24 protein-coding genes are annotated in these 26469 nt (G+C 63.8%); 15 read left to right on the top strand and 9 right to left on the bottom strand.

All coding sequences use genetic code 11. From position 1 onward, the window contains the following. Positions 1-227 precede the first annotated feature (227 nt). The 6 genes from speA to DyAD56_RS10680 all read left to right on the top strand — a co-directional run bounded on the left by speA (position 228) and on the right by DyAD56_RS10680 (position 6949). Positions 228-2117 carry a biosynthetic arginine decarboxylase gene (gene speA / locus DyAD56_RS10705; protein WP_102302757.1) on the top strand — a complete coding sequence of 630 codons (1890 nt, stop codon included), beginning with the start codon at positions 228-230 and terminating at the stop codon, positions 2115-2117. Between the two features lie 155 nt (positions 2118-2272). Further along, complete coding sequence (locus DyAD56_RS10700) at positions 2273-3058, top strand: 3-hydroxybutyrate dehydrogenase (RefSeq protein ID WP_102302756.1); 786 nt, start codon at positions 2273-2275, stop codon at positions 3056-3058. Positions 3059-3172: 114 nt separating this feature from the next. Further along, positions 3173-3913, top strand: coding sequence for an acetoacetate decarboxylase (locus DyAD56_RS10695; protein ID WP_102302755.1), 741 nt, complete (start codon positions 3173-3175; stop codon positions 3911-3913). A gap of 16 nt (positions 3914-3929) precedes the next feature. Continuing rightward, on the top strand, positions 3930-5120 hold the full coding sequence (locus tag DyAD56_RS10690) for a patatin-like phospholipase family protein (RefSeq protein ID WP_102302788.1): 1191 nt from the start codon (positions 3930-3932) through the stop codon (positions 5118-5120). 20 nt (positions 5121-5140) lie between these two features. Continuing rightward, entirely contained in the window at positions 5141-6001 is an 861-nt protein-coding gene (locus DyAD56_RS10685; protein WP_102302754.1) for an NAD(P)-dependent oxidoreductase, read from the top strand. A 312-nt stretch (positions 6002-6313) separates the two neighbouring features. Further along, a complete protein-coding gene (locus DyAD56_RS10680; RefSeq protein ID WP_146010480.1) occupies positions 6314-6949 on the top strand; it encodes a hypothetical protein in 636 nt (211 codons plus the stop codon). A gap of 66 nt (positions 6950-7015) precedes the next feature. On the opposite strand, the gene DyAD56_RS10675 is transcribed toward DyAD56_RS10680, so the two are convergent. The 4 genes from DyAD56_RS10675 to DyAD56_RS10660 form a co-directional block, all read right to left on the bottom strand. Then, positions 7016-7786, bottom strand: a complete 771-nt coding sequence (locus tag DyAD56_RS10675; RefSeq protein ID WP_102302752.1) for an SPOR domain-containing protein — start codon at positions 7784-7786, stop codon at positions 7016-7018. Continuing rightward, a complete protein-coding gene (gene argS / locus DyAD56_RS10670; protein WP_102302751.1) occupies positions 7787-9478 on the bottom strand; it encodes an arginine--tRNA ligase in 1692 nt (563 codons plus the stop codon). It lies immediately after the preceding gene. Positions 9479-9958: 480 nt separating this feature from the next. After that, positions 9959-10630, bottom strand: a complete 672-nt coding sequence (radC, locus tag DyAD56_RS10665; protein ID WP_102302750.1) for a DNA repair protein RadC — start codon at positions 10628-10630, stop codon at positions 9959-9961. Positions 10631-10711: 81 nt separating this feature from the next. After that, positions 10712-11608 carry a LysR family transcriptional regulator gene (locus DyAD56_RS10660; protein WP_102302749.1) on the bottom strand — a complete coding sequence of 299 codons (897 nt, stop codon included), beginning with the start codon at positions 11606-11608 and terminating at the stop codon, positions 10712-10714. Positions 11609-11722: 114 nt separating this feature from the next. Here DyAD56_RS10660 and DyAD56_RS10655 point away from each other — a divergent pair, with 114 nt between their 5' ends. From DyAD56_RS10655 to DyAD56_RS24480, 5 genes are all read left to right on the top strand, one after another. Further along, positions 11723-12466: an SDR family oxidoreductase gene (locus DyAD56_RS10655; RefSeq protein ID WP_102302748.1), complete on the top strand. Its 744-nt coding sequence runs from the start codon at positions 11723-11725 to the stop codon at positions 12464-12466. Between the two features lie 31 nt (positions 12467-12497). Next, the gene (locus DyAD56_RS10650) at positions 12498-13397 is read left to right on the top strand and encodes an SDR family oxidoreductase (RefSeq protein WP_102302747.1); all 900 of its coding nucleotides are present in this window, start codon (positions 12498-12500) and stop codon (positions 13395-13397) included. A gap of 101 nt (positions 13398-13498) precedes the next feature. Further along, on the top strand, positions 13499-14704 hold the full coding sequence (gene coaBC / locus DyAD56_RS10645) for a bifunctional phosphopantothenoylcysteine decarboxylase/phosphopantothenate--cysteine ligase CoaBC (protein WP_102302746.1): 1206 nt from the start codon (positions 13499-13501) through the stop codon (positions 14702-14704). Further along, positions 14701-15171 carry a dUTP diphosphatase gene (gene dut, locus DyAD56_RS10640; RefSeq protein WP_102302745.1) on the top strand — a complete coding sequence of 157 codons (471 nt, stop codon included), beginning with the start codon at positions 14701-14703 and terminating at the stop codon, positions 15169-15171. Before coaBC ends, dut begins: the two co-directional genes overlap by 4 nt. Before the next feature lie 67 nt (positions 15172-15238). Then, positions 15239-17569, top strand: a complete 2331-nt coding sequence (locus DyAD56_RS24480; protein ID WP_102302787.1) for a phosphomannomutase/phosphoglucomutase — start codon at positions 15239-15241, stop codon at positions 17567-17569. Positions 17570-17621: 52 nt separating this feature from the next. Here the strand turns inward: DyAD56_RS24480 and DyAD56_RS10630 are convergent, their stop codons facing one another. The 3 genes from DyAD56_RS10630 to DyAD56_RS10620 form a co-directional block, all read right to left on the bottom strand. Continuing rightward, complete coding sequence (locus DyAD56_RS10630; RefSeq protein WP_102302744.1) at positions 17622-18275, bottom strand: DUF4124 domain-containing protein; 654 nt, start codon at positions 18273-18275, stop codon at positions 17622-17624. 110 nt (positions 18276-18385) lie between these two features. Beyond that, positions 18386-19033 (bottom strand): orotate phosphoribosyltransferase, encoded by a 648-nt coding sequence (gene pyrE, locus DyAD56_RS10625; RefSeq protein WP_102302743.1) that lies wholly within the window; start codon positions 19031-19033, stop codon positions 18386-18388. An 11-nt stretch (positions 19034-19044) separates the two neighbouring features. Then, a complete protein-coding gene (locus DyAD56_RS10620; RefSeq protein WP_102302742.1) occupies positions 19045-19554 on the bottom strand; it encodes a GNAT family protein in 510 nt (169 codons plus the stop codon). Between the two features lie 45 nt (positions 19555-19599). Here DyAD56_RS10620 and DyAD56_RS10615 point away from each other — a divergent pair, with 45 nt between their 5' ends. From DyAD56_RS10615 to DyAD56_RS10605, 3 genes are all read left to right on the top strand, one after another. Then, positions 19600-20370, top strand: a complete 771-nt coding sequence (locus DyAD56_RS10615) for an exodeoxyribonuclease III (RefSeq protein WP_102302741.1) — start codon at positions 19600-19602, stop codon at positions 20368-20370. Beyond that, positions 20360-21670 carry an MFS transporter gene (locus DyAD56_RS10610; protein WP_233202376.1) on the top strand — a complete coding sequence of 437 codons (1311 nt, stop codon included), beginning with the start codon at positions 20360-20362 and terminating at the stop codon, positions 21668-21670. Before DyAD56_RS10615 ends, DyAD56_RS10610 begins: the two co-directional genes overlap by 11 nt. Before the next feature lie 100 nt (positions 21671-21770). Further along, positions 21771-22073 carry a hypothetical protein gene (locus DyAD56_RS10605; protein ID WP_233202375.1) on the top strand — a complete coding sequence of 101 codons (303 nt, stop codon included), beginning with the start codon at positions 21771-21773 and terminating at the stop codon, positions 22071-22073. Here the strand turns inward: DyAD56_RS10605 and DyAD56_RS10600 are convergent, their stop codons facing one another. After that, positions 22074-23192 (bottom strand): anhydro-N-acetylmuramic acid kinase, encoded by a 1119-nt coding sequence (locus DyAD56_RS10600; RefSeq protein ID WP_102302739.1) that lies wholly within the window; start codon positions 23190-23192, stop codon positions 22074-22076. 6 nt (positions 23193-23198) lie between these two features. After that, a complete protein-coding gene (locus DyAD56_RS10595) occupies positions 23199-24638 on the bottom strand; it encodes a peptidoglycan DD-metalloendopeptidase family protein (RefSeq protein ID WP_102302738.1) in 1440 nt (479 codons plus the stop codon). 183 nt (positions 24639-24821) lie between these two features. Here DyAD56_RS10595 and tyrS point away from each other — a divergent pair, with 183 nt between their 5' ends. Beyond that, positions 24822-26033: a tyrosine--tRNA ligase gene (gene tyrS, locus DyAD56_RS10590; protein ID WP_102302737.1), complete on the top strand. Its 1212-nt coding sequence runs from the start codon at positions 24822-24824 to the stop codon at positions 26031-26033. Positions 26034-26469: the final 436 nt, after the last annotated feature.

The following is a 26469-nucleotide window of genomic DNA, read 5'->3' as shown; positions in this document are numbered from 1 at the left end:
GTAGCCGAACGGGGTCCCGGGGCGGCCGAGGACACTAATCTTAGGCACATTGTCACAAGAGGCCGTTACAATAGCCGTCCGAACCGCCGCGCCAGCTTGCCCGCGGTTCTTAAGTCGGCCTGGCCCCGCGGCGTGCGAGGCTTCCGGCCAGCCGGCTTTGTTTCGTCAAGGCTCGCCGCTGCGACGACATGTCCAGGGTGTTACACCCGCAGAACAAGGAACCCTCCATGTCGAAGCACTGGAACATCGACGCTGCCCGCCATACCTACGCCATCCCGCATTGGAGCGATGGCTACGTTGACGTCAACGACGCTGGCCATATCGTGATGCGTCCGCACGGCGCCAAGGGCCCGGCCCTGTCGCTGCCGGCCATCGTGGACCGCGCCCGTGCCGAAGGCCTGCGGCTGCCGCTGCTCGTGCGCTTCCCGGACATCCTCGCCGACCGTTTGAAGCGTTTGCAGGATGCGTTCGCCAAGGCCATCGGCGAATGGAGCTACGAGGGTGGCTATACGGCCGTCTATCCGATCAAGGTGAACCAGCAGCGCGGCGTGGCCGGCGAGCTGGTCGCCGCAGGCGAGCACGGCTTCGGCCTAGAAGCCGGCTCCAAGCCGGAGCTGATGGCCGTGCTGGCGATGGCACGCCCCGGCAGCATCGTGATCTGCAACGGCTACAAAGACCGCGAATACATCCGCCTCGCGCTGATCGGCCGCAAGCTCGGGCTGCGCGTGCATATCGTGATTGAGAAGCTGTCCGAGCTTGATCACGTCTTCACCGAATCCAAGGCACTGGGCGTCGAGCCCCTGCTCGGCGTGCGCGTGCGCCTGGCCTCCATCGGCGCGGGCAAGTGGCAGAACACCGGCGGCGACAAGGGCAAGTTCGGTCTGTCACCCAGCCAAGTACTCACGCTGGTGGAGCGCCTGGATCGGGCCGGCCTCAAGCACACGCTGAAGCTGCAGCACTTCCACATGGGTTCGCAGATTTCCAACGTGCGCGACATCGCCAACGGCATGCGTGAAGCCACGCGCTACTTCGTGGAGCTCAAGCGTTTCGGCGTGCCGCTGGACATCGTCGACGTCGGCGGTGGCCTCGGTGTGGATTACGAAGGCTCGCGCTCACGCAGCCACAACTCCATCAATTATTCGATCGAGCAGTACGCCTCCACCATCGTGCAGTCGCTGGCTGAAGCCGTCGCGGAAGCCAACCTGCCCGCGCCGCACATCATCACCGAAGCGGGCCGAGCCATGACCGCGCACCACGCCGTGATGGTGGTGAACGTTACCGAGGTAGAAGAAGTGCCCGTCGGCAACATCCCGTACGCGCACGAACACGAGCCGGCCGTGCTGCGCCGCCTGCGCGAAACCTGGGACGAGTTGGACCAGCGCCCCGCGCTGGAACTGTTTCACGAAGCGCAGCACCACCTTGCCGAAGGCCAGACGCTGTACGCACTCGGCCAGCTGAATCTGGAAGACCGTGCGCGCCTCGATGACATGTACTACGCCATCACCAATGCCGTGCGCACGCGCCTGTTGCCCGCCGAGCGCTCGCATCGCCAGGCGATGGACGAACTCGACGAGAAGCTCGTCGACAAGTATTTCGTCAACTTCTCCGTGTTTGAATCCGTGCCGGACATCTGGGCCATTGACCAGATCTTCCCGATCGCCCCCATCGCGCGCTTGAACGAAGAGCCCACGCGCCGTGGCGTCATCGTCGACCTCACCTGCGACTCCGATGGCCGCATCGACGATTACGTTGATGCCGAAGGTGTAGACGTGAGCTTGCCGCTGCATGCGCTGAAGGAAGACGAGAGCTACCGCCTCGGCATCTTCATGGTCGGCGCGTACCAGGAAACGCTGGGCGACATCCACAATCTATTTGGCGACACCGACGCGGTGAACGTGCGCGTCGATGGCGATTCGTATGTTTTCGCGCACAAGCGTCGTGGCGACACCACCGACCTGATGCTTGATTACGTTGGCTACGACCTCGACGCCCTGCGTCACAGCTACCGCGAGCGCATCGCCGCGGCCGGTGTGGAAGGCGAGTCGGCAGAGCAGCTATTCGTCACATTGAACGAAGGATTGACCGGCTATACCTACCTGTCTGAAGGCGCGCACTAAACGGTTACGAGCGAGGCAGCGCTCAAGCTGTCCATTCGTCGCATGGATGCGCGCCTACAAGCTGTGTCAGCCTGTCCGTCTAGACGGACAGGCCGCGCAGCCTACAACCTGATTCCGTTTTTGCTTTCCCCCGATCCCCATCGAAAGGAGTGGTTATGGCAAGTCTCGACGGCAAGGTGGCACTCATCACTGGCGCAGCCAGCGGCCTGGGCAAGGCAATTGCCGAGCTCTACGCCAAGAATGGCGCGGCGGTAGCCATCGCCGATATCAACCAACAGGCAGCTGATGCTGCCGCAGCCGAGATCAATGCGGCAGGCGGCAAGGCCATCGGCGTTGCCATGGACGTGACGGACGAAGCTGCCGTCAACGCCGGTACCGACAAAGTCGTTGCCGAGTTCGGTCACCTGGATATCCTGATCTCCAACGCCGGCATCCAGATCATCAACCCGATCGACCAGTTCGCCTACGCCGACTGGAAGAAGATGCTCGCCATCCACCTCGACGGTGGCTTCCTCACCACACGTGCCGCACTCAAGCACATGTACAAGGACGATCGCGGTGGCATCGTGATCTACATGGGTTCGGTGCATTCCCACGAAGCGTCCAAGCTCAAGTCCGCCTATGTCGCCGCCAAGCACGGCCTGCTGGGCTTGGCCCGCACGCTGGCGAAGGAAGGCGCCGCTCACAACGTGCGCTCGCACGTGATCTGCCCCGGCTTCGTGCGTACGCCGCTGGTGGAAAAGCAGATTCCCGAGCAAGCCAAAGAGCTGGGCATCAGCGAGGCCGACGTGATCAAGAACGTCATGCTCAAGGACACCGTCGATGGCGTGTTCACCACGGTGGACGACATCGCGCAGACGGCGCTTTACCTCGCCACGTTCCCGTCGGCGGCACTCACGGGGCAGTCCATCGTCGTGAGCCACGGCTGGTACATGCAGTAAGTCGCCACGCCCCGTCCGGCGAAGCCGGGCGGGGTCACCCGCTGTATCTCATCGATACCGGTCCGCGCGGGCCAGCATGCGCTGTGCGGGCGGGCTGCCAGGAGCACTGCTGCCATGAAGATTGCCGACGTGAAGGCCAACGCCTTCGCCATGCCGTTGACCAGCCCCGCGTTTCCCGTGGGGCCTTACCGCTTCGTTAACCGCGAGTTTCTTGTCATCACGTATCGCACGGACATGGATGCGCTGCGCGCCGTGGTGCCCGAGCCATTGCAAGTGACCGAGCCGCTGGTCAAGTACGAGTTCATCCGCATGCCCGACTCCACCGGTTTCGGCGACTACACCGAATCGGGCCAGGTCATTCCGGTCAGCTTCGAGGGCCAGCACGGCGGTTACGTGCACTCCATGTATCTGAACGACCATCCGCCCATCGCCGGTGGCCGTGAGCTGTGGGGCTTTCCCAAGAAACTCGCCAGCCCCGTGCTGGAGACCGAGATCGACACCCTGGTCGGCACGCTTGATTACGGCAAAGTGCGCGTGGCCAAGGGCACCATGGGCTTCAAGCATCGCCCGGCCGATGAGCAGGCCGTACTGGCTTCGCTGGCCGCGCCCAACTTCCTGCTCAAGATCATCCCGCACGTGGATGGCACGCCGCGCATCTGCGAGCTGGTCCGTTACTACACCACCAATGTCACGCTCAAGGGCGCCTGGACAGGCCCTGGCGCGCTGGAACTGCATCCCCACGCGCTGGCCCCGGTGGCCGAGCTGCCGGTACTGAAGGTGGAGTCCGCGATGCATTTCATTACTGACCTGACGCTCGACTTGGGCACCGTCGTGCACGACTATCTGGCTGACTGAGCCGAGGCTTATGCGTATGGACGTCCGTAAAAACTCGCCGGCATCAAAGCTGTCCAATCAAGACCAGCTGCGACAGCTCCATAAGCAATACAAAACCACCGCCCTGGTGCTGCAGGGTGGTGGCGCGCTGGGTGCGTATCAGGCCGGCGTGTACGAAGCGCTGGACGCCGCTGGCATCCATCCCAATTGGATCGCCGGCATCTCCATCGGCGCGCTCAACGCGGCAGTCATTGCCGGTAACGCGCCCGAGCATCGCGTCGAACGGCTGCGCGAATTCTGGCAGACCATCACCTGCGCACCCTTGTTCCCCGTCTGGCCCACGGCGCCACTCGACCCGAGCGCGTGGGAGTTGCCGTGGCAGAACGGCGTGAGTGGTTGGGCCGCGTGGCGCGCACTGGTGGAAGGACAGCCCGGCTTCTTCACGCCCCGGCCGTTTCCCTTGTGGCCGTGGCGCGCGTCGCCGACCACCGCGAGCTGGTACGACACCTCGCCGCTGAAGACCACGCTGGAACGTCTGGTCGATTTCGATCGCATCAACCACAAGACCGCCATGCGCGTATCGGTGGGTGCGGTCAATATCCGCACCGGTAACTTCGCGTACTTCGACAACACCGAGGGCGAGCTTCGCGTCGAGCATTTCATGGCGTCCGGCGCGTTGCCGCCTGGGTTCCCAGCCGTCGAAATCGACGGCGAGTTCTACTGGGACGGCGGCATGGTCTCCAACACGCCGCTATACAAAGTGCTGTCGGATGCCTCGTGTCGTGACTCGCTGGTCTTCCAGGTTGACCTGTGGAGTTCTCGCGGCGAGGTGCCGCGCGACCTGGCCGAAGTCACATCGCGCGCCAAGGACATCCAGTACTCCAGCCGCACGCGCCTGATCACCGAATACATGGCGCAACGCCAGCGCCAGCAGCGCATACTTCACGATCTGATGGCGCTAGTGCCGGAAGACCAGCGCAAGCATCACGCCTACCGTCAGGCGGAGGTTTACTCCAACAGCGCCGTGGTGAACCTGTTCCACCTGATCTACCGAAACAAGCCGTACGAAGGGCACTACAAGGATTACGAGTTCAGCGTCGACAGTATGCGCCAGCACTGGAGCAGCGGCATGGAAGACATGCAGTGCACGCTGGAAGAACCGCAGTGGTTCGAGAAGCCGGCGCCTGAACACCCTTTCGTGACGCATGACGTCCACTGTGAAGATTGATTGACCCTGTAGGAACATCCATGACACTCAAGGCAGCATTTATCGGACTCGGCGCTATGGGCACGCCGATGGCCGGCCATCTCAAAGCGCACGGCCTGCTTCATGCCGTCGCCAGTCGCACACAGTCCAACGCGGATGCGGTGGCGAAGGAACTCGGCGTTGCCGCGCCGTCACTGGCGGATATCGCCCAGCAATGCGACGTGATCGCGCTGTGCGTTACCGCCGATGCCGACGTGCTCAACACCGTCGATGCACTCGCGCCGCATTTGAAGAAAGGCGCCATCGTGGTGGATCACTCCACCGTGGCGCCGGATACCGCCAAGCAGGCCGCGGCCAAGCTGGCGGCGGTGGGCGCGCATTTCCTCGACGCACCCGTGTCCGGCGGCGTGGAAGGCGCAAAGAACGGCAAGCTTTCCGTGATGGTCGGCGGTGATGCCGGCGTGCTCGACCGCGCACGCCCAGTGCTGGAAGCCTACGCGTTGCGCGTCACGCACCTGGGTGACGTCGGCGCCGGGCAAGCCACCAAAGCAGTGAACCAAGTGCTCGTTGCCGGCATCGCGCAGGGCGTGTGCGAAGGCCTCGCACTCGCCGAAGCACTCGGCCTTGATCCGGAACGCCTGCTGCCCACGCTCGGCGCGGGCGCGGCCGGCAACTGGTTCCTTGAAAAGCGCGGTGCCACCATGCTGCGTAACGAGTTCAGCGTCGGCTTCAAGCTCGGCTTGCTGCACAAGGATCTCGGCATCGTGCGTCGCATTGCGGAGAACGCCGGCACCAGTCGCAATGTCATCGAACGCTCGCTGGCGGACTATGCGGAACTGATGAGCCAGGGTTATGGCGACGACGACATCTCCGGTCTGATTCGGCTGAAGCGCAAAAGCTGACAGTCCGCGGGGGTATGTGAAAAGCCGCGCATTTGCGCGGCTTTTTCTTTGGGTGCTCGACGATCAAGACCGTCAGGCGACGAAAGCCATGCTTTGGCCAAGTAGAAGATCACGCGCTGGCGCAGGGCTACTGGCTATCGTCGCTTCGTAGCCGGACTGCTAATGTTTGCCGGCACTATCAACGCGGACACATCTTCCCGTGTAACGATCAGCCTATGAGCTGCCTCGGGCGCACCATAGGAAAGTCGTCGCGCCGTCTCCTGCACAGTGCCGGATCGATCGACCAGTTCCCGAGGAAAGGATCGCTGCCTCATGAAACGAAAGTACATCCAGCGTACGTCACGCCGATGCTTAACCTGGAGCACGGCATATCTTGGCATGCTCGCGCTGTGCGCAAGCACTACGGCCTTCGCGCAGAGCGCCATTCCCACAGGCAAGTTCAACGCATGGCTGCACGAAAAGCCCGTGCCGGAGGCGCCGCTGTATCGCGCGCGCATGGCGGGCGTGGCGAGCTACAAGACCTATCACGCCAATGCGACGATGGCCTTCAACTGCCGCACCGATTCGGCGCATGTCTCGGCGGAGCTGACGTTCGATCCCAAGGTACTCGGCTTCGACACGGACCCTTATGAAGGGCCTGATGCGACGGCCAGCGGGCCCATCACGGTGACCAGTGGCAACGATGCGCCCGTGCGAATCAAGGTCGGCGGCTGGTTTGGCGACGGTGGTCCCTTCGATACGGGCACGCCGTTTCTGTTTGGTTTCTCGCTCGACGATGCATTGGTCCGTCACTGGACAGCGGACACTACGCGCGGCCACAACCTGCGCATCGAGGTACCGGCTGCCAAAGGCGGCGGGTCGATGACGGTGGCGTTTCGCTGGCCCGATGACGATGCCGTGTTCAAGCAGGTCGTGCTGCCTTGCCTCGGCAAACCCACTGCTCATTGAGTCGATAAAAAAGGCCGCACGGTGTGCGGCCTTTTCATACATGCATCGACGTGATGCCGGGCTTGCTTAGCGACCTTCCTTCAGTGCGATGGCATTGATGCCCGCCGAAGAGAGACGCTGCTTTGCCGATTCCAGTTCCGTGGCGGAATGGAACGGGCCCAGGCGCACTCGATTGTAGGTCTGGCCGTTGACGCTCACCGGCGACACGTTGGCGACAAAACCTTGCATGGCCAGCTTGGCCTTCAGCGTTTCGGCGTCGGCGGCGCTGGGGAACGCGCCAACTTGCAGCAGGTAACCACTGCTGGCCGGTGTGGCCGCCGGAGCGGCAGCGGTGGGTGCCGGGGCATGCACCGCCGACTCCGGTGCGGGCGTGATGGCTTCGCTCACGGCAGCAGGGCCCGGTGCGGGCTTCTGCGCTGCCGCCTGTGCTTGCTGCTGGGCAGCGGCCTGCGCCGCCTGCTGCGCGGCCTGTTGCTTCTGCTGCTGCTCGGCCTTGGCTTGCGCACTGATCACGGCATCGGGGATGCGCACTTCCTTCTCCGACAGCACGGAGTAGAAGTCGTACTGCGGCTTCTTCGCTGCTGCCGGCGTGTTGCCGTTGTCCGTGGCGGAGGTGGATTCGCTGCCTGCAGCACCGGCATCGCTGCCGCGTTGCGCGGTGGCCTGTGCGTTCGGCTGCGGGCCTTCGTTGGGGCTCGGCGCCATGGGCAGGTGGCCGCGCATGGCAAACATCAGCACCGCACCGATCAGGATGCCGATAACAGCCCAGCCCCAACCCGGCATGCTGCCGTTGTTGTTGCGGACGGCCTGTCGGCCTTTGCCCTTGCGTGCTGCCATTTACATCTTCTCCGGGGCACTGAGTCCCAGCAAATCCAAACCGTTGCGGATGACCTGGCGCGTGGCGAGCACCAGCGTGATGCGCGCGTTGCGCAGCTCGGCGTCGTCCACGATCCACTTGTGCTCGTGATAGTAACTGTGAAGCGCGCCGGCGAGTTCGCGCAGGTATTGCGCGATCAGGTGCGGTTCCAGATTGGCTGCGGCGGCCTCCACCACTTCCGAGTAGCGGGACAGTTCGGTGAACAGGGCCTGTTCGTGCTCGCTGTCCAGGCGACCGAGCTGGGCAACGCCGGCCTTGGTGTCCACGGCGGGCAAGCCACGCTCGGCCAGTTCCTCCAGCACGCGGCACACGCGGGCGTGGGCGTACTGGATGTAATAGACCGGGTTGTCGTTGCTCTGCGAGCGGGCCAGGTCGATGTCGAACACGAGCTGCGAGTCCGCCTTGCGGGCGATCAGGAAGTAGCGGGTCGCGTCACGGCCGGCTTCCTCGATCAGGTCGCGCAGGGTGAGGTAGCTGCCAGCGCGCTTGGAGAGCTTCACCTCTTCGCCGCCGCGCATCACCGTCACCATCTGGTAGAGCACGTAGTTCGGGTAGCCCTTGGGAATGCCCTCATCCAGCGCCTGCAGGCCGGCCTTCACGCGGGCCAGCGAGCCGTGGTGATCGGAGCCGAGCACGGTGACGGCGTTGACGTAGCCGCGCTGCCACTTGGTCATGTGGTACGCCACGTCCGGCACGAAATACGTGTAGGTGCCGTCGGACTTGCGCATCACGCGGTCTTTGTCGTCACCGTAGTCAGTGCTGCGCAGCCACAGCGCGCCGCCTTCCTCATAGGTGTGACCGTGGGCGACCAGCTTGCTGACGGTCTCTTCGACCTTGCGTTCGGTGTAGAGCGAGGATTCGAGGTAGTACACGTCGAAGCCGACGCCGAAGGCGGCCAAGTCCAGGTTCTGCTCGCGGCGCAGGTAAGCCACGGCGAAATGACGGATGGCGTCCAGATCCTCGGCGTTCTTCGCGCCGGTGACCACGTGGCCTTCCACCTCGACGCTGTCGCCGTTCAAGTAAGCCTGCGCCACGTCCGCGATGTAGTCGCCGCGGTAGCCGTCTTCCGGCCAGCCGGCGTCGTTCGGCGTGAGGCCGCGCGCACGGGCCTGCGTCGACACGGCCAGATTGTGGATCTGCACGCCCGCATCGTTGTAGTAGAACTCACGCTTTACGTTCCAGCCGGTCGCGTCTAGCACGCGAGCGATGCAGTCGCCCAACACCGCGTTGCGGCCGTGCCCCACGTGCAGCGGGCCGGTCGGGTTGGCGGAGACGAACTCCACGCCAGCCGTGACGCCGTTGCCGCTGGTGCTGCGGCCGTAGGCGTTGCCACCGACGAGCACGCGATCCACTTCGGCGTGATAGGCACCGGGCGCAAGGAAGAAGTTGATAAAGCCGGGGCCGGCAATGTCGACCTTGCCCACGAGCCCGTTGGCCGGCAGGGCGGCAACCAGCTTCTCGGCCAGCTCACGCGGCTTGGCGCGCGCCGGCTTGGCCAGCAGCATCGCGGCGTTGGCAGCGAAGTCACCATGATCGCGGCTGCGCGTACGCTCGATCACGAAGTTGGGCACTTCGAGCTCGGCGGGCAGGGTGGCGTCATTCTGCAGGGTACGGATGGCCTGCAGCAGCAGTTCGCGCAGCTGTTCTTTCACGGTAAAGGTCTGACGGATATGGAACCGGCAATGCTATCAGACGCGAACTGTTCCGGCCGGGCTTCGTTGCGGTGCGGCGCATGCTGCGATGCGGTGCAGAAGCCTGTGGATAACTCTGTGGGGAATGCAGGCCGTCTCCAGACCCGCTGTGCGATTTTCCCAGCCGAAACCTCAGTGTCATGAAAAATAGCTCATTTAATCAACGAATTGCATCGCACACATGAGGGCTGCAAGAGATGGTGAACGGAAAGTGCCGTCTCAGGCCAAATGTGCATAAGTCGATGAACCGTGTCCGGCACGGGTGCCCTGCCCATTTGGCTCGATCCACGTCATGACCCTGTCATGCCGCACCGCCACACTGCGCCCCGTCCCCCAGGCACCTCCCCGCCGACGGGGTCAGGAGAACGCCGTACCTCTCCTTCCTCCCCACAAGACGGCCATACGGCGCGGACTCTCCCCCCGCGCCGTTGTTTTTTTGGGCTACACCCAGCCCAACGCCGCCATCGACACCGGTTCTCCGCTGCCAATCACCAGATGATCGAGCACCCGCACGTCGATCAGTTGCAGGGCGTCTTTCAGTTCCCGGGTAATGGTGCGATCGGCGGCGCTGGGTTCGGCGATGCCAGAGGGATGGTTATGCGCGAGGATCACGGCCGACGCGTTGTGGCGCAGGCAGGCGCGGACGACTTCGCGGGGGTGGACGCTGGCGCTGTCGATGGTGCCTCGGAAGAGTTCTTCAAAGGCGAGCACCCGGTGGCGATTGTCGAGGAACAGGCAGCCAAACACCTCGTAAGGTAGATGACGCAGCTGCGCCCGCAGGTAGTCGCCGCTGTCGCGGGGATTACTCAAGGCGGGTACCTCCCGCAGTTGTTCGCCCAGCGCCCGCCGGGCCAGTTCCAGCGCGGCGATCAGGCGGGCGTGCTTGGCCGGGCCGATGCCGCGCAGCCGAACCATGCCGCTGGGATCAGCGAGCAGAGCGCTTAAGCCTCCGCGCTGGCCGAGCAGCTCGCGCCCGAGGGCAATGGCGTCCTTGCCGGGCACGCCGCTTCCCAGCAGGACGGCGATTAGCTCGGCATCGGATAGGGCAGCGCAACCGCGCGCCAGCAGTTTTTCACGGGGACGTTCGCCCTGGGGCCATTCACGGATGCTCATTCGACAAGCGTGCCGTGAGCCACGGTGCGCGACTATCGGTGTGGGGCCGCCGGATGTGTCGGTCTTCGTGCCGTCGGCGGGTCAGGCGGGTAGCCGCCTGGCGAATTCCGCGCCGAGCCAGTCGATGAAGACGCGTACGCGTGGCGATAGCTGCCGGTTCTGTGGATAGAGCACATAGACGGGCGATGGTGTGGGTGGAAAGCCTGGCAGCACGTTCACCAGTGTGCCGTGCGCCAGGTCGTCCTGCACGCGGTAGGTGGGTACCTGGATCAGCCCCAGGCCGAGGCGCGCGGTGGCGACGTACATCTCCGCACCTGCCACGCTTACCGCGTACGGAAGCAGGACATCGCGCGCACTATCGCCGTGGCGAAATTCCAGGGGCAGCACACTGCCCGTAGCCGACGACACGAAGGCCACCATCTGGTGCCCCTCGAGATCGTCGGGCGTCGATGGCGTGCCGTGGCGTTTCAGATACGCCGGGCTGGCGTAGGTGCCCTCGGGAAGCACGGCGATCTGCCGCCCGATCATGCTGCTGTCGGTGGGTTTGCCCACGCGCAGCACGCAGTCCACGCCTTCGCGCACCAGATCCACGTAACGGTCGCCTTCGCCGATGCGCAGTTGGATCCCCGGATAGCGCGCGAGGAAGTCGGGCAGGCCCGGCAGCATGAAGTGACGCGCCAGCACGCTGTGCACGTCCACCCGCAGCAAGCCGGTGGGACGCGCACCGGTGAAGGCCGCTTCGGCTTCTTCGATCTCGGCCAGGATGCTCAGGCAGCGTTGGTAATAGGCCTCGCCGTCCAGCGTGGGGCGCACCTGTCGGGTGGTGCGCTCGAGCAGGCGCACGCCCAGGCGTGCTTCCAGCTGCTTGATCACCTCGGTGACGGTGGAGCGGGGCAGTTCCAGATCCTGTGCGGCGAGCGTGAAGCTGCGGCGCTCCACGATGCGGGTGAACAGGCGCATGGCGTCGACCTTGTCCATTTGTTCGCTATGGCCGAATGATGATGGCGAATTTGAGCAGATTATCCGCCTATAGGAAAAGAACATCCTCTGCCTACGCCGACACCTGGTCGGCCCTTTCCGAGGATGCTCCCCATGTCTGCACAGGCTTCCAACCCCGTCGCCATCGTCACTGGCGCCTCCCGTGGCATCGGCGCCGCCATTGCCGAGCGGCTTGCCCGCGACGGCTTTACGGTGGTCATTAACTACGCCGGCGATGCGGCCTCCGCCGAGGCACTGGCCCGGCAGATCGAAAATGCCGGCGGCCGCGCTCTGACTGCCCAGGCCGATGTCGCCGACCCGGTCGCGGTGCGGCGTCTGTTCGATGCGGCGGAAACCGCGTTCGGCGGCGTGGACGTGCTGGTGAACAACGCCGGCGTCATGCAGCTGGCGCCCATTGCCGAATCGGACGATGCGCTGTTCGACCGCACCGTTGCCATCAACCTCAAGGGCACCTTCAACACGCTGCGCGAGGCCGGCAAACGTCTGCGCAACGGCGGGCGCATCGTCAATTTCTCCACCAGCGTGGTGGGTCTGAATTTCCCGACCTATGGCGTTTATGTGGCCACCAAGGCCGCGGTGGAATCGATGACGCGCGTTCTGTCGAAGGAACTGCGTGGCCGCGCCATCACGGTGAACGCGGTGGCACCGGGCCCCACCGGCACGGACCTGTTCCTGAAGGGCAAGACGCCGGAGCAGATCGACCAACTCGCCAAGCTGGCTCCGCTGGAGCGCCTGGGTACGCCCGAGGACATCGCCGGTGTCGTGTCTTTCCTCGCTGGCCCGGATGGTCGCTGGGTGAATGGTCAGGTTCTGCGCGCCAACGGTGGCGTCATCTGATTTTCCTTCCACTCTCCCTGGAGAACACATCATGAAGAACGTCATCGTTATTACGGGCGCGTCGAGCGGCTTCGGTCTGATGAGCGCGCGCGCCCTCGCCCATGCAGGCCACACGGTGTATGCCGGCATGCGCGAAACCACTGGGCGCAACGCGGCTCGCGTCCAAGAGATGGCGCATTACGCGCAGGAGCATGGCGTGGAGCTGCGCGCCATTGAGATGGACGTGGCCTCGCAGTCGTCCGTCGATGCCGCCATAGCGGAAATCGTCGCCACACATCAGCGGCTGGATGTGGTGATCCACAATGCGGGCCACATGGCCTACGGCCCGGCCGAGGCCTTTACGCCGGAACAGTTTGCTCAGCTCTACGACACTAATGTGTTGAGCACGCAGCGAGTGAATCGCGCGGCCCTGCCGCCACTGCGCAAGCAGGGACGTGGGCTGGTGGTGTGGGTGTCCTCCAGCAGCGTGCGCGGTGGCACGCCGCCGTACCTGGCGCCGTACTTCGCGGCCAAGGCGGGCATGGATTCGCTGGCGGTGAGCTATGCGGGCGAGCTGGCGCGTTGGGGCATCGAGACCTCCATCGTGGTGCCGGGTGCCTTCACCCAGGGTACCAATCACTTTGCGCATGCCGGTGCACCGGCCGATGACGCGGTGGCCAAGGTGTATGCGGAGGGCCCGACCCATGACTTCGGCGAGGTGGCGTTCAAGGGGCTGGCATCGCTGGAACCGGCGGATGCGGACCCGGAGGCGGTCGCCCGGGCCATCGTGGACGTGGTGGGCAAGCCGTTCGGCAAGCGTCCGTTCCGCGTGCATATCGACCCGTCCGAGGACGGTGTGGAGATCGTCAACGGCGTAGCAGACCGCGTCCGCGCGGAGCTGCTGCGCCGCATCGGTCTGGAGGACATTTTGCGTCCCCGCGCGGTGGGCTAAGACGATGGCGGGCGGTGATGAGCTGCCCGCCCCCGTTTCACCGAGCCGGACGAATGATTCCGGTAAGCTACCGGGCCAAACGGTAGTCAGGCCCAATCACCATGAGTCTTGCCCAACGCCGCATTTTGCTGGGCGTGTCTGGCGGCATCGCTGCCTACAAGTCGTGTGAACTGGTTCGTCGCCTGCGTGACCTTGGTGCCGAGGTGCGCGTGGTGATGACCGAGAACGCCGCGCATTTCGTCAGTGCGACCACGTTCCAGGCGCTGTCCGGCCAGCCCGTACGCACCAGCCTGTGGGATGCCGAGGCCGAAGCGGCCATGGGTCATATCGAATTGGCGCGTTGGGCCGAGCGAATCCTTATCGCCCCCGCCAGCGCCGACCTGATCGCACGCCTCGCACATGGCATGGCGAACGACCTGCTCACCACCGTCTGCCTTGCCAGTGCCGCACCGCTCTACGTGGCGCCTGCGATGAACCAGCAGATGTGGGCGCATCCTGCCGTGCAAGCCAATGTGGATACCTTGCGCCAGCGCGGCGCGCATTTGCTTGGTCCGGCTTCGGGCGATCAGGCCTGCGGTGACATTGGTTCGGGCCGCATGCTGGAACCACTGGAGCTGCGCGAAGCCATCGTTGCCTCGTTCGGGGCGCAGGTGTTGCGTGGGCTCAAGGTCGTGGTGAGCGCGGGACCGACGTATGAAGACATCGACCCGGTGCGCTTCATCGGCAACCGCAGCTCCGGTCGCATGGGCTTCGCCGTGGCGGAAGCCGCCGCGCAGGTCGGCGCCGACGTGACGCTGGTGGCCGGCCCCGTGAGCATGGCGACGCCGCCGGGCATCACGCGGCGCATCGACGTGCGCAGCGCCGAGCAGATGCGCGATGCGGTGGTGGCGGCAACGGCAGGTGCGGACATCTATATTGCCGCCGCTGCCGTGGGCGACTACCGCCCCGCGGAAGTGGCCGACCACAAGCTCAAGAAACGCGATGGCGCTCCGCTGGAGCTGCACCTGGCCGAGAACCCCGACATCCTCGCCACGTTGGCTGCGCAAACCGTGCGCCCCTTCTTGGTCGGATTCGCCGCGGAAACGCATGATGTGGAGCGTTACGCGCAAGACAAACTCAAGCGCAAAGGATTGGACATGATTGCCGCCAACCAGGTGGGCGGGGGTCTCGGTTTCGAGGCCGCCGACAATGCGCTCACGCTCTATGGTCCCGAGGGAGCCATCGAATTGCCGCGCGCATCGAAGACAGAGCTGGCGCGCCAGCTGGTGGCCAAGGTGGCCGAGCGGTACCGGGCGGTGCGCGCATGACGGTGGGGAGTGGGATCGACGTTGAGCTGAAGATCCTCGATCCGCGCCTGGGTGATTCGATTCCGCTGCCGCAAGCCGCTACCGTTGGCAGTGCCGGCATGGACCTGCGCGCGGCTATCGACGCACCCCTGACCTTACAGCCGGGCGAAAGCGTGCTGGTGCCCAGCGGTATGGCCATTCATATTGGCGACCCTGGCTGGTGCGCGCTGATCGTGCCGCGCTCGGGTTTGGGCCATAAGCATGGCTTGGTGATGGGCAACCTGGTTGGCGTCATCGATGCCGATTACCAGGGGCCGTTGATGATTTCATGCTGGAACCGCGGCACGCAGCCTTACACCATCGCAGTGGGTGATCGCATCGCCCAATTACTGCTGGTGCCGGTGGCGCAGGCGCGGTTGAAGGTGGTACAGGAGTTCGCGCCATCGCAGAGGGGCGAGGGCGGGTTCGGTTCGACTGGCGTCAACTGAGTGCGACATGGAGCGGGCGCGCATGCCCGTGGATAAAGCGATCAGACAGCCTGTGTGGGGACAGGGCATGGCGAAAATCTTAAACAAGGACGGTCGGGGCCTTGCCGGGTCGATCGATGGGCGCCGCCTGCTGCCGTTTGCGGTGGGCACCTTGCTGGTGCTCGGTGGCCTGTTTTGCCTTTGGCAGACCTGGCAGATCGCGGACGAGAGCAGCGCCAACGACCGTGTGCACGCTGCGCAGAAGCAGGCGGCCGACGCCATTGCGGCGGAAATCGCCAGCGAGCGAGGCCATGTGGAAGCGGCGGTGCATTCGCTCAACGCCGACAGCATCGTGGCCGATCCAGCCCAGGCGGCCACCGAGCTGCGCCAGCTTATTCCCCAAGCGCTGGCGGTCGATGTCTACAGCGGCAGCCTGGACGAAGTGCTCCACGCGAATTACCGCGTCTTCGGTTATGGCAAGGCGGCGCAGTTGATGGCAGCCCAGACGGCCGACGGCAAGCCACTTGCGCAGACGGTGCCCGATAACAAAGGCGCACGCGTGCTCGCGCTTGTTGTCCCGGTGGGGCCGGCTGCGCATCCGCAGGCTTGGGTGTGGGCAGCGCTGCCTTTCAGGCCGGTGCAGGAGCGTTTCGAATCCATTCCGGCGGACGGCGGCAGACTGGAGCTTCGCCAGGGCGACGATCGCGGCGACTTGCGTTTGCTTGCGTCGGGCAGCGCGTCGGCCGAACGCGAAGCCAGTGGGCTGCCGGTCGATGGCAGCAACTTCAGTATTCTCGCGGCTTTGCCATCGGCTTTCATCGTGCTGCCGCGCGTATGGGCATTGACCGGATTGCTGGGGCTGTTGGGCCTGGCCGGTGGCCTGTATTTGATCTGGATGCGCAATCGCCTGTTTGGCGAGCGTGTCCACCATGATGTTGAGGAACCCGTTTTGTCCGATCTGCTCGAAACCACGCCGGAACCTGAAATGCCGGCGCCCGCCCGCATCGCCCCGCCCAAGCCGGCCCAGCCTGCACCGGTTGCGGTCGATCCCACCATCTTCCGCGCGTACGACGTGCGTGGCGTGGTCGGCAAGTCGCTGACCAAGGATGTGGCACGCCTGCTCGGCCAAGCCATCGGCTCGGTGATGCGCGAGAAGGGTCTCCCGGAAATAGTGATCGGCCGCGATGGCCGCCTCTCCGGGCCGGAACTGGCAGGTGCGTTGTCCGACGGCCTACGCGATGCCGGCATCGATGTGATCGATCTCGGCGCCGTGCCTACGCCCGTCGTCTACTACGCGGCTTATCGGTTCAACACTGGCTGCGGTGTCGCTGTCACCGGTAGCCACAATCCCCCGGATTACAACGGCTTCAAGATCGTCGTGGGTGGCGAAACGCTGGCGGAAAGCGCCATCCAGGACCTCTACCAGCGCATCGCTGGCCATCGCTTGGAAAGTGATGGCAAGGGCAATATCCGCCACGTCGATGTCGTGCCTGACTATATCGAGCGCATCACTTCCGACGTACAAGCCGAGCGTCGCATGAAGATTGTCGTCGACTGCGGCAATGGTATTCCCGGCGCGGTGGCACCGCAGGTGCTGGAAGGCATCGGCTGCGAGGTCATTCCGCTCTACTGCGACGTCGATGGCACGTTCCCGAACCACCACCCTGATCCGTCCGATCCGCACAACCTGGAAGACCTGATCTTCGCGGTGAAGCAGACCGGCGCCGACCTTGGCCTGGCCTTCGATGGCGATGGCGACCGTCTGGGCGTGGTGACCAAGGAGGGCGAAATCATCTTCCCCGATCGTCAGTTGATGCTGTTTGCGCGCGACGTGCTGTCTCGTCAGCCGGGCGCCACGATCATCTTCGACGTGAAGTGCACGGGTCATCTCAAGGGCCAGATCCTCGACGCGGGCGGCAGTCCGCTGATGTGGCGCACCGGCCACTCGCTGATCAAGGCGAAGATGCGCGAAACCGGCGCGGAGCTGGCCGGCGAGATGAGCGGCCACTTCTTCTTCAAGGAACGCTGGTACGGCTTTGACGACGGCATTTATGCCGCCGCCCGACTGATGGAAATTCTTGCCGGTGACCTGGAAGAGCGCACGCCGGAAGCCATTTTCGCAACCTGCCCCAAGGGCGTGTCCACGCCAGAGCTGAAGGTGGAGATGACCGAGGGCGCGCATTACCGCTTTATCGAGGCGTTCCGCCAGAAGGCGAGCTTTGGCGACGCCACGCTCACCACCATCGATGGCGTGCGCGCGGACTGGCCGGATGGCTGGGGTTTGGTGCGCCCGTCCAACACCACGCCCATCCTCGTGCTGCGTTTCGATGCCGATAACGAGGCGGCGCTCACGCGTATCCAGAACGTGTTCCGCCAGCAGTTGCTGGCAGTGGATCCATCGCTGCAACTGCCGTTCTAACGAAAAAGCCCCGGCATGTCCGGGGCTTTCTTTTTGCGCCGCTATCCGTGGCTCACTGGCCCTGACGTTCCTTGTCCTGCGCGGTCTTCAGTTCGCGATAGTGGTCCAGATCCTGCGCGTTCTTCTGTACCTGGGCATCGTGTGCCGTCTGCTGATGCTCGAGGGCATCACGTTGGTGGGCCACCACATCGCGTTGCTTGGTGATGCCGTCGCTGAGGAACTTGGGCACGGGTTGCTTGGCGCGCTCCGCGTCGCCAGCGCGCGTAAGCAGATCGGTCAGTGCCTTTTCCTGGCTGCGCAGGTTGCTGCGCGTCGTGGCGATCTGCTGGTCGAGGTTGTCCAGGCTGTCCTGTTGGGACTTCTTGTAGGCATCCTCGGTCGGATAAGCATTCAGCATCTGCATATCGTCACGCGCGTGTTGCTGCGCCACGCGGTCGCTGGCGGCCTTGGCATCTGCGACCTTCTGCGCCGCCGCGCGCTCTTCCGGCGTTAGTTGGCGGTCAACGTGCTGGACGACGAGGCCGTGGTCATTTACCAAGTCGTAGCCGTACTTGAGTGCGTCAGACGTGAGGCTGTCGCTGTAGTGCGGTAGGCCGGACGCATCCTTCCAGCGGTATCTATAGTGCGTGCCGGTGCCATCCTGCCCCTGTGCGTGCAGGCCGACGGTCAACGCGAGCGACGCGATGACGAAAGCAGTTCTACGCATGACATTCCCCCTTGTGGGCGGAAAGTATAGCCGGCACTACCGTGACACCAAGGGCGTCGGCAGGGTGTCACGATGGGTGATGTGACCGGTTTCGCCAACTACGCTTCGACTCAGGCGTTGACGCCGTAGCGCTCACGATAGGACACCAGCCGGGTGTGTTCGGCGGCCAGTTCCGGGCGCTCCCCCGCATAGGCGAGCACGTCGCCCAGGCTGGTGATGGCGATCACCGGAATACCAAACTCGGCAGTGACTTCCTGGGCGGCGGACAGATCACTCTGGCCGCGCTCCTGGCGATCCAGCGCAATCAGCACGCCAGCAGGCGTGGCGCCCTGGGCACGAATGAGCGCCAGCGACTCGCGCACGGCGGTGCCGGCGGTCATAACGTCGTCCACGATCAACACGCGGCCCTTCAGCGGCGCGCCGACGAGTACGCCACCCTCGCCATGATCCTTGGCTTCCTTACGGTTATAGGCCCAAGGCAGGTCGCGACTGTGTTGGTCCGCCAGTGAGATGGCGGTGGCGGCGGCCAGGGCGATGCCCTTGTAGGCAGGCCCGAACAGCATGTCGACCTCAATGCCCGAATTCACCACGGCAGCGGCATAGGCACGGCCCAGCTGGGCCAGCGCCGCACCGGAGTCGATGCGGCCCATATTGAAGAAATACGGGCTCTGGCGGCCGGACTTCAGCGTGAAGTCGCCAAAGCGCAGCACGTCGCGCTGCAGGGTGAGTTCGATGAAATCGCGCTGATAGTCGTGCACGGCTGCTTTCTCTAGATTGGATTCGGGTGGGGCAGGGCGCACAACATGAGGTACTGCGGCCCGGAACGCCCGCCATGGTACAGCCCCCCGGTCTCCCGGAAGCCCGCGCGACGATACAGCGCGATGCCCGGGGCATTGCGCAGGTTCACGGTGAGCGCCACATCGCTTGCCCAGGGATAGCGATGTGCAAGGTCGCGCATCACGGCCTCCAGCGCGCACGTGCCCAGGCCACGGCCTTGCCACTGTGCGCCGATGAAGAAGGAGCGCAAACCCAGCGTGGGGCGCGCGAACTCGACCTCGGCAATGGTGTTGGCGTGTCGCTCCACGCGATAGAAGCCAATGGGTTCACCGTTGCAGAGGATGGCCATGGGCTCGCTGCCTTCGCAGCTTTCCGCGTCGGCCAGCGACACGGCAATGCGGCCGACGAAAGCGTACTGATCGTCGTGCACGCCCAAGGCAAGCAGGGCGGTTCGGAAAGACGCCTCGATGGGCGCGACGCGGATATCGGGGGGCTCGGCCATGGTTGCTATGATGACGCATCCATTGAAAGCCAGGGCACGCCCGATATGCGCATTATCAGCCTCAACGCCAACGGCATCCGCTCGGCCGCCACCAAGGGTGTGTTCGACTGGTTGCGCAAGCAGAAGGCCGACGTGGTCTGCCTGCAGGAAACCAAGGCGCAGGAAGAGCAGCTGACCGATGCCATGTTCCGCCCCGACGGACACCACTGTTTCTACCGCGACGCCAGCAGCAAGAAGGGCTACAGCGGCGTGGCCATCTACGCCAAGCGCGAGCCCGACGAGGTACTGACCGATCTGGATTGGGCCCCGTTCGACAACGAAGGCCGTTACATCGAGGCCCGCTTCGGCAAGCTCAGCGTGGTCTCGCTGTACGTGCCGTCGGGCTCATCGGGCGAGGAACGCCAGCAGTTCAAGTTCGACGTGATGGACTGGATTGCGCCGATTTTCGACAAGTGGATGAAGAGCGGTCGCGACTACGTGTTGTGCGGCGACTGGAACATCGTGCGTAGCGAGCTGGATATCAAGAACTGGCGCTCCAACCAGAAGAACTCCGGCTGCCTGCCCGAGGAGCGCACCTGGCTCAACGACCTGGTCGACAAGCAGGGCTGGGTGGACAGCTACCGCACGCTGCACCCCAAGGGCCAGGACTACACTTGGTGGTCCAATCGCGGCAATGCACGCGCCAACGATGTGGGTTGGCGCATCGACTACCAGATCGTCACGCCTGCGTTAGGCGATCGCCTCAAGCGGTGTTCCATTTATCGCGACGAGCGCTTCTCCGACCACGCGCCGTATACGGTCGACTATGCCGACTGAGGTGGGTGCGCCGGCAACGCGCAAGCCGCCGGTCTGGCGCTCGTTCACCGAGCCCGCGGCTTGGACGATGTGCCTACTTGGGTTTTCCTCCGGGTTGCCCTTCTTGCTGGTGTCCGTCACGTTGTCGTTGTGGCTGAAGGACAACGGCATTGCGCTGAAGAGTGTCACGATGATCGCCAGCGCAGGCATGAGCTATGCGCTCAAGTTTCTATGGGCACCATTGCTCGATCACTGGCGGCTCCCGCTGTTTACGCGCTTAGGGTTGCGCCGTGGTTGGTTGCTGTTTGCGCAGCTGGGCGTGCTTTGCGGTCTGTTGCTGATGGCATTGTTCACTCCCCATCAGTTGCAGCCATTTGTGCTGGCGACATTGCTGGTGGCGTTCATGGGGGCGACCCAGGACATCGCCATCGACGCTTATCGCATCGAGATCGCGCCGCCTTCCGCCCAGGGCGCCCTGGTGGCGACTTACGCGCTGGGTTATCGGTTGGGCCTGCTGCTCGCTGGTGCAGTGGCGCTGATTCTGGCCGACCACATTCCCTGGTCCTGGATTTATGTGGCCATGGCCATGGCGATGGTGGTGCCGATCGTCACCACGCTCTTCATGCGTGAACCCGGGATCGCCCGATCGACGCCTCCGGGCTGGCGCATGGCGATGCGCGAGAGCGTGATCGACCCGTTTGCCGATTTCTTTCGCCGTTACGGCTGGCTTGTCGCGGGGCTCACGCTGTTGTTCATCCTGCTGTTCAAGCTGCCCGAACAGTCCATCGGCACGATCTTCAATCCGTTCATGCGCGACATGGGCTTCAGCAAGACCGAAATTGGCGCTGTGACGAAGATCTATGGCGTCTGGATCGGCATCGCTGGCGCCTTCGTCGGTGGCGCGGCCGTAGCGCGCTGGGGGGCTTGGCGTACCTTGGGCGTGTGTATCGTGCTGGGGGCCTGCAGCAATCTGCTTTACCTGATGCTGCTCGGAAACCAGGGGAGTCTCACGGTATTGACCTTGGCGATCTCCGGGCAGAACTTTGCTGAAGGCATGTTGGGACCGCCGACCGTGGCTTTTCTCTCGTTGCTGGTGAATCGACAGCACACGGCCACGCAATATGCGCTGCTGAGTTCCCTGGTGAATCTTCCGGGCAAAGTGCTGGGCTTCTTCGCGGGTGGCCTCGTCGCCGTCATCGGTTATGGCGGGTACTTCGCCATTACGGTGATCTCGGTGATTCCGGCGATGCTGTTGTTCGTCGTCCTGTCGCCACGATTCACCCGCGACCGGCCAGAGTCCGAGGCCAACCCGGCCGGGTGAGCCCGATGCGTGAATTAGCCAAGCGGTCGATACACTCACCCCCCAGCCCTGTGACAAGATGAGCAACACAGGGGGCTTGTGACATTGGGAGGGAGTGTCCGTGCCGGACCTCGTCATACGCCATATCGATAGCCTCATGGCCGAACGCATCAAGACGTTGGCCAAGGAGCGGCAGTGGTCGATCAATGATGTGGTGCTGCATGCGCTGCGTCATGGACTAGGCATGTCCTCGTCGAACGTCTTCGCGGAAACCATGCTCGATCCGGGCGAGCTGACCACGCTGGGCGGTCAGTGGGATGCGAAGGAGAAAGCCGCGTTCCAAGAGGCCATTCAGGCGTTGTCACGTGCGCCGACGGCTACGCTCGCGCAGGGCAGTAACCTATTGGACGACGATCGCTTCTGATCAGCGCGGTGCGGGGTATATCGCACCGAGCACGCGCGGCCCTCGAGCACCGGTTACTGCAGGTAGATTGCCCGGTAGCCCCAACAGGCGCTGGCGCGCGAGCCAGGCAAATGCCGTGGCTTCCAGATAATCCGGATCGACGCCATAGGCCGCCGTACTGACCACGGTGCGTGTGCCCAGTAGTTCACCAAGCCGGCGCATCAGCACGTCGTTGTGCACACCGCCGCCGCAAGCCAGTACGTCGACCACCGCTGGCGCGTGATGCTCGATGGCTTCGGCAATGCTGCGCGCGGAGAGCTCCAGCAGGGTGGCCTGCACATCGGCCGGCGATAGGGCCGCCACGCCAGCGTGGGTTTCCAGCCACGCCAGATGGAAATGCTCGCGGCCCGTACTCTTGGGCGGCGGCAGTGCGAAATAGGGATCAGCCAGCAGGGCGGCCAGCAGTGCCGCGTCCACCCGGCCGGATGCCGCGAAGGCGCCATTGGCGTCGTAGGCGCCGCCGCGATGGCGCAGGTGCCACGCATCCATCAGACCGTTGGCCGGGCCGGTATCAAACCCAGACACCTTACCGCTGGGATCCAGCACCGTAATGTTTGCGATGCCACCCAGGTTGAGCACCACACGCACGCCGTCAGCACGACCCAGCAGCATGGCGTGCACGGCTGGCAGCAGTGGCGCGCCCTGGCCGCCCGCGGCGACGTCCGCACGCCGGAAATCGGCCACCACATCGATGCCGCAACGTTCTGCGATCACCGATGGGTCACCCACCTGAAGCGTGAAAGGATATTCGCCCGAGGGTCGGTGGCGTAGGGTCTGCCCGTGCGAACCGATGGCGCGCACCGACGAGGCGAGGGCCGCGTTGCGCTGGAGCAACTGCAGCGCCGCCTCGGCGAAACACTGCCCGACGGCGACGTCGAGCCGCCCATAGGCATCAAGGTCGAGTCGTGTTTCGTCCTGCGCCACGGCGAGGATGCGCGCGCGCAGTTCTTCCGGCCACGGATGCGCCAATGCATCGACCAGCTGAGGCGTGTTGTCTTTAAAACGCACCAGCGCGGCATCGATGCCGTCGGCGCTGGTGCCGGAGATCAGGCCAAGATAAAGCGCCGAAGCGTCATTCACAGGGAATCAGTCGTCGTTGCGTTTGGTGCCGCTGGCTTTGGCCAGCTTGATGTTGGAATCCAGCGTCTTCAGGCGGGCCAGTTGCGGCTGCACCACCTGGGCCTTGAACTTGGCCATCTGCACGGCCGGCAGCGGCTCGGGCTTGGGCAGGGTGACCGTCTGGGGGTCGCGCTGCACGTCGTTGACGCGGAATTCGTAGTGGAGATGCGGGCCGGTGGCGAGGCCGGTCATGCCGACGAAGCCGATCACTGAGCCCTGGCTCACGCGCTGGCCCACCTTTTCCGTGGCGAACTTGGACATGTGGCCATACGCGGTGCTGATGGAGCCGCTGTGCTGGATGACCACGAAGTTGCCGTAGCCGTTCATCCAGCCCTTGAACTTGACGACGCCGTCGCCCGCCGCATGGATCGGCGTGCCGGTCGGTGCGGCGTAATCCACGCCCTTGTGCGCGCGCATCAGGCCGAGGATGGGATGCATGCGCGCCGCGCTGAACTGCGAGGAGATGCGGGTGAAGTCCACCGGGATGCGTAGGAACGACTTCTGGATCGGACGACCGTCTTCGCTGAACCAGCCGTAGCTGCCGTCGTCCTTCTTGAAGCGGTAGGCGGTGTAGCGCTCGCCTTGATTCACGAACTCCGCAGCCACGATGTCCCCTTCGTGTAGATAGGAGCCGTCGCGGTATACGTCGTCGTAGATCACGGTGAAGCTGTCGCCCTCGCGCAGGTCCTGTACGAAGTCGATGTCGTATTTGAAGAGTTCGGCCAGCTTGAGCACCATCTGGTTGCTCATGCCTGCCTTGTTGCCGGCGGCGAACAGCGAGCTGTCGATGGAGCCGTGGGCGACGTGCTCACGTCGCTCCACTTCACGCGCTTCCGCCGTGACGGTGGCCTTGTCGCCGTCGAAGCGCATGGTGCTGCGGTTCGACTCGTCCTTGTCGAAGCGGATGCCCTTAAGGCTGCCGTCGCTATCGAGCAGGAAGTCGAACTCCTGGCCTGGGCTGATGTGGTGCAGCGCCTTTGCGTCGCTCGACTGATCGACCACGTGCTGTACGTCGGTGAGGCTCAGGCCCTGGCTCTGGAACAGGTCCGACAGCGTCTGACCTGGCTGCACCTGCACGATGTGCCAGTCCTCCACGGTCGGTGCCTGCGTGGCTTCCGGCGCGGCCTTGGGCAACTCCAGCGGCAGCACGGCGTGGGCTGTGGAGATGGTGTCCGGGCGCATCGCGCTGGCCCAGGCGGGAATCAGGAAGCCAGAAACGGCTGTAATAAGAAGGGCGGTGCCAGCGAGGATCCAGCGCTCGCGGTGCCAGCGGATGGGCTCGGCCTCACCGTGGCAACCGAAGGACCAATGGGCGCAGCGTTCGTAAAAGTGAGAGTGCCGTTGCTGCGCCTTTCGGCGCATGGCCTGTTTGCGCGTGGAACGCGCGTCATCTTTTCTCTCACCCATGCCCGGTGTTCCCCAGGGTACAAAAATCGAATTGCCGCGTACCATAGCGGCCCTGTGCAAAGGGCGTCAACGCCTTTTCCATCAATGAGTTGCGCGAATTTTCGGATTAACGCACACTTAACAGAACCAGCCCGGAAGCCCTGCTTTCCGGCGATGCCCACACAACGAAAATTTGAGGAATACATGAACGAGCTTGAGCAGGCGCTGGTCACCATCGCGCGCGGCGCCGACGAAATCATCAAGCAGGAAGAGCTGGCCGCGCGCCTCAAGCTCGGTCGTCCGCTGCGTATCAAGGCCGGTTTCGACCCCACCGCGCCGGACCTGCACCTGGGCCACACGGTGCTCCTCAATAAGATGCGCCAGTTCCAGGACCTCGGGCACCAGGTGATTTTCCTCATCGGCGACTTCACCGGCATGATCGGCGACCCGACCGGCAAGAACATCACCCGCAAGCCGCTTTCGCGCGAAGACGTCCTGGCCAACGCCGAGACGTACGCCGAGCAGGTCTATAAGGTGCTGGACAAGGAGCGCACCGAGCTGCGTTTCAACTCCGAGTGGTTTGGCCAGATGACTGCCGCCGACATGATCAAGCTCGCGGCCCAGCACACCGTGGCGCGCATGCTCGAGCGCGATGACTTCTCCAAGCGCTTCGCGGGCCAGCAGCCCATCGCCATCCATGAATTCCTCTACCCGCTGGTGCAGGGCTACGACTCCGTCGCACTGAAGTGCGACGTCGAGCTGGGCGGCACCGACCAGAAGTTCAATCTGCTGATGGGTCGCGCCCTGCAGGAGCACCACGGCCAGCCGCCACAGATCGTGCTCACCATGCCGCTGCTGGAAGGCCTGGACGGCATCAACAAGATGTCCAAGTCGCTGGGCAACTACATCGGCATCAATGAGCCGGCCATCGACATCGTCACCAAGACGCTGAAGATCGGTGATGACTTGATGTGGCGCTGGTTCGAGCTACTCAGCTTCGAAACCTCGATGGATGACATCGAGCGCATGAAACAGGAAGTGGCCAGCGGCGTACTCAACCCGCGCGACGCCAAGATCAAGTTGGCCCGCGAACTCGCCACGCGCTTCCATGATGCAGCGACCGCAGAGCAGGCCATTGCTGGTTGGCACGCAGTGGTGCGCGGCGAAGGCGACACCAGTCTGTTGCCGCTCACTGAGATCGCTGTGCCCGCGGAAGGTCTGCGTCTGCCTGCACTACTTACCGCTGCTGGCCTTACGCCGAGCAATGCGGAAGCAAACCGAAAGCTCAAAGAACGTGCAGTACGCATCGACGCAGAAGTCGTCGAAGACGCGCAACGCGTATTTGTTCCGGGTTTTGAAGGGGTCTTGCAGATCGGCAAGCGCAACTTCGCCCGCGTGTTGTTGACTCAGGCATGAGCTTTTCGCGACGACGCAACGTCGTTGCGAACGACAAATGAAAAGAGTTTCGCGTGAGAACAACGTCTTACGCGAAACTTCAAAAATAATTTGAAAAATTGCTTGTCAAAGATGGGGTGCCTGCCTATTATTCGCCTCCCGCCGCTGGCATCGCCATCCGGACGGCAACAACGACAGCAAAAACGATTCGCTGAAGGTGTTGACGGACAGGAAAAACGATGTAAGATGAGCGGCTCACTCGGAACGAAATGTTCCGAAGCGGAAACGGAAACGGACCGCAAGTGATTGAGATCTTTGACAGTGTGCGCAGGTGACTTGTGTGGGCGTCTTGCGTGGATGATTGAATGTCCATATATGCAAGCGTCTAACCTAAGAGTCAATTCAAAAGCTTGACGTTTTATGGTTAGGACTAACGCTTCAGAAAGATAGATCGAGT

Origin of the sequence: Dyella sp. AD56, from assembly GCF_002878475.1 — a bacterium.
Classification (GTDB): Bacteria; Pseudomonadota; Gammaproteobacteria; order Xanthomonadales; family Rhodanobacteraceae; genus Dyella.
The sequence above is the reverse complement of the archived record's forward strand: the minus strand, read 5'-3'. Positions and strand labels throughout refer to the sequence as shown.

Excerpts from the sequence above, each read along its gene's own strand:
- speA (WP_102302757.1), top strand. The coding sequence starts at position 228 with ATGTCGAAGCACTGGAACATCGACGCTGCCCGCCATACCTACGCCATC.
- DyAD56_RS10700 (WP_102302756.1), top strand. The coding sequence starts at position 2,273 with ATGGCAAGTCTCGACGGCAAGGTGGCACTCATCACTGGCGCAGCCAGC.
- DyAD56_RS10695 (WP_102302755.1), top strand. The coding sequence starts at position 3,173 with ATGAAGATTGCCGACGTGAAGGCCAACGCCTTCGCCATGCCGTTGACC.
- DyAD56_RS10690 (WP_102302788.1), top strand. The coding sequence starts at position 3,930 with ATGGACGTCCGTAAAAACTCGCCGGCATCAAAGCTGTCCAATCAAGAC.
- DyAD56_RS10685 (WP_102302754.1), top strand. The coding sequence starts at position 5,141 with ATGACACTCAAGGCAGCATTTATCGGACTCGGCGCTATGGGCACGCCG.
- DyAD56_RS10680 (WP_146010480.1), top strand. The coding sequence starts at position 6,314 with ATGAAACGAAAGTACATCCAGCGTACGTCACGCCGATGCTTAACCTGG.
- DyAD56_RS10675 (WP_102302752.1), bottom strand. The coding sequence starts at position 7,786 with ATGGCAGCACGCAAGGGCAAAGGCCGACAGGCCGTCCGCAACAACAAC.
- radC (WP_102302750.1), bottom strand. The coding sequence starts at position 10,630 with ATGAGCATCCGTGAATGGCCCCAGGGCGAACGTCCCCGTGAAAAACTG.
- DyAD56_RS10660 (WP_102302749.1), bottom strand. The coding sequence starts at position 11,608 with ATGGACAAGGTCGACGCCATGCGCCTGTTCACCCGCATCGTGGAGCGC.
- DyAD56_RS10655 (WP_102302748.1), top strand. The coding sequence starts at position 11,723 with ATGTCTGCACAGGCTTCCAACCCCGTCGCCATCGTCACTGGCGCCTCC.
- DyAD56_RS10650 (WP_102302747.1), top strand. The coding sequence starts at position 12,498 with ATGAAGAACGTCATCGTTATTACGGGCGCGTCGAGCGGCTTCGGTCTG.
- coaBC (WP_102302746.1), top strand. The coding sequence starts at position 13,499 with ATGAGTCTTGCCCAACGCCGCATTTTGCTGGGCGTGTCTGGCGGCATC.
- dut (WP_102302745.1), top strand. The coding sequence starts at position 14,701 with ATGACGGTGGGGAGTGGGATCGACGTTGAGCTGAAGATCCTCGATCCG.
- DyAD56_RS24480 (WP_102302787.1), top strand. The coding sequence starts at position 15,239 with ATGGCGAAAATCTTAAACAAGGACGGTCGGGGCCTTGCCGGGTCGATC.
- DyAD56_RS10630 (WP_102302744.1), bottom strand. The coding sequence starts at position 18,275 with ATGCGTAGAACTGCTTTCGTCATCGCGTCGCTCGCGTTGACCGTCGGC.
- DyAD56_RS10620 (WP_102302742.1), bottom strand. The coding sequence starts at position 19,554 with ATGGCCGAGCCCCCCGATATCCGCGTCGCGCCCATCGAGGCGTCTTTC.
- DyAD56_RS10615 (WP_102302741.1), top strand. The coding sequence starts at position 19,600 with ATGCGCATTATCAGCCTCAACGCCAACGGCATCCGCTCGGCCGCCACC.
- DyAD56_RS10610 (WP_233202376.1), top strand. The coding sequence starts at position 20,360 with ATGCCGACTGAGGTGGGTGCGCCGGCAACGCGCAAGCCGCCGGTCTGG.
- DyAD56_RS10595 (WP_102302738.1), bottom strand. The coding sequence starts at position 24,638 with ATGGGTGAGAGAAAAGATGACGCGCGTTCCACGCGCAAACAGGCCATG.
- tyrS (WP_102302737.1), top strand. The coding sequence starts at position 24,822 with ATGAACGAGCTTGAGCAGGCGCTGGTCACCATCGCGCGCGGCGCCGAC.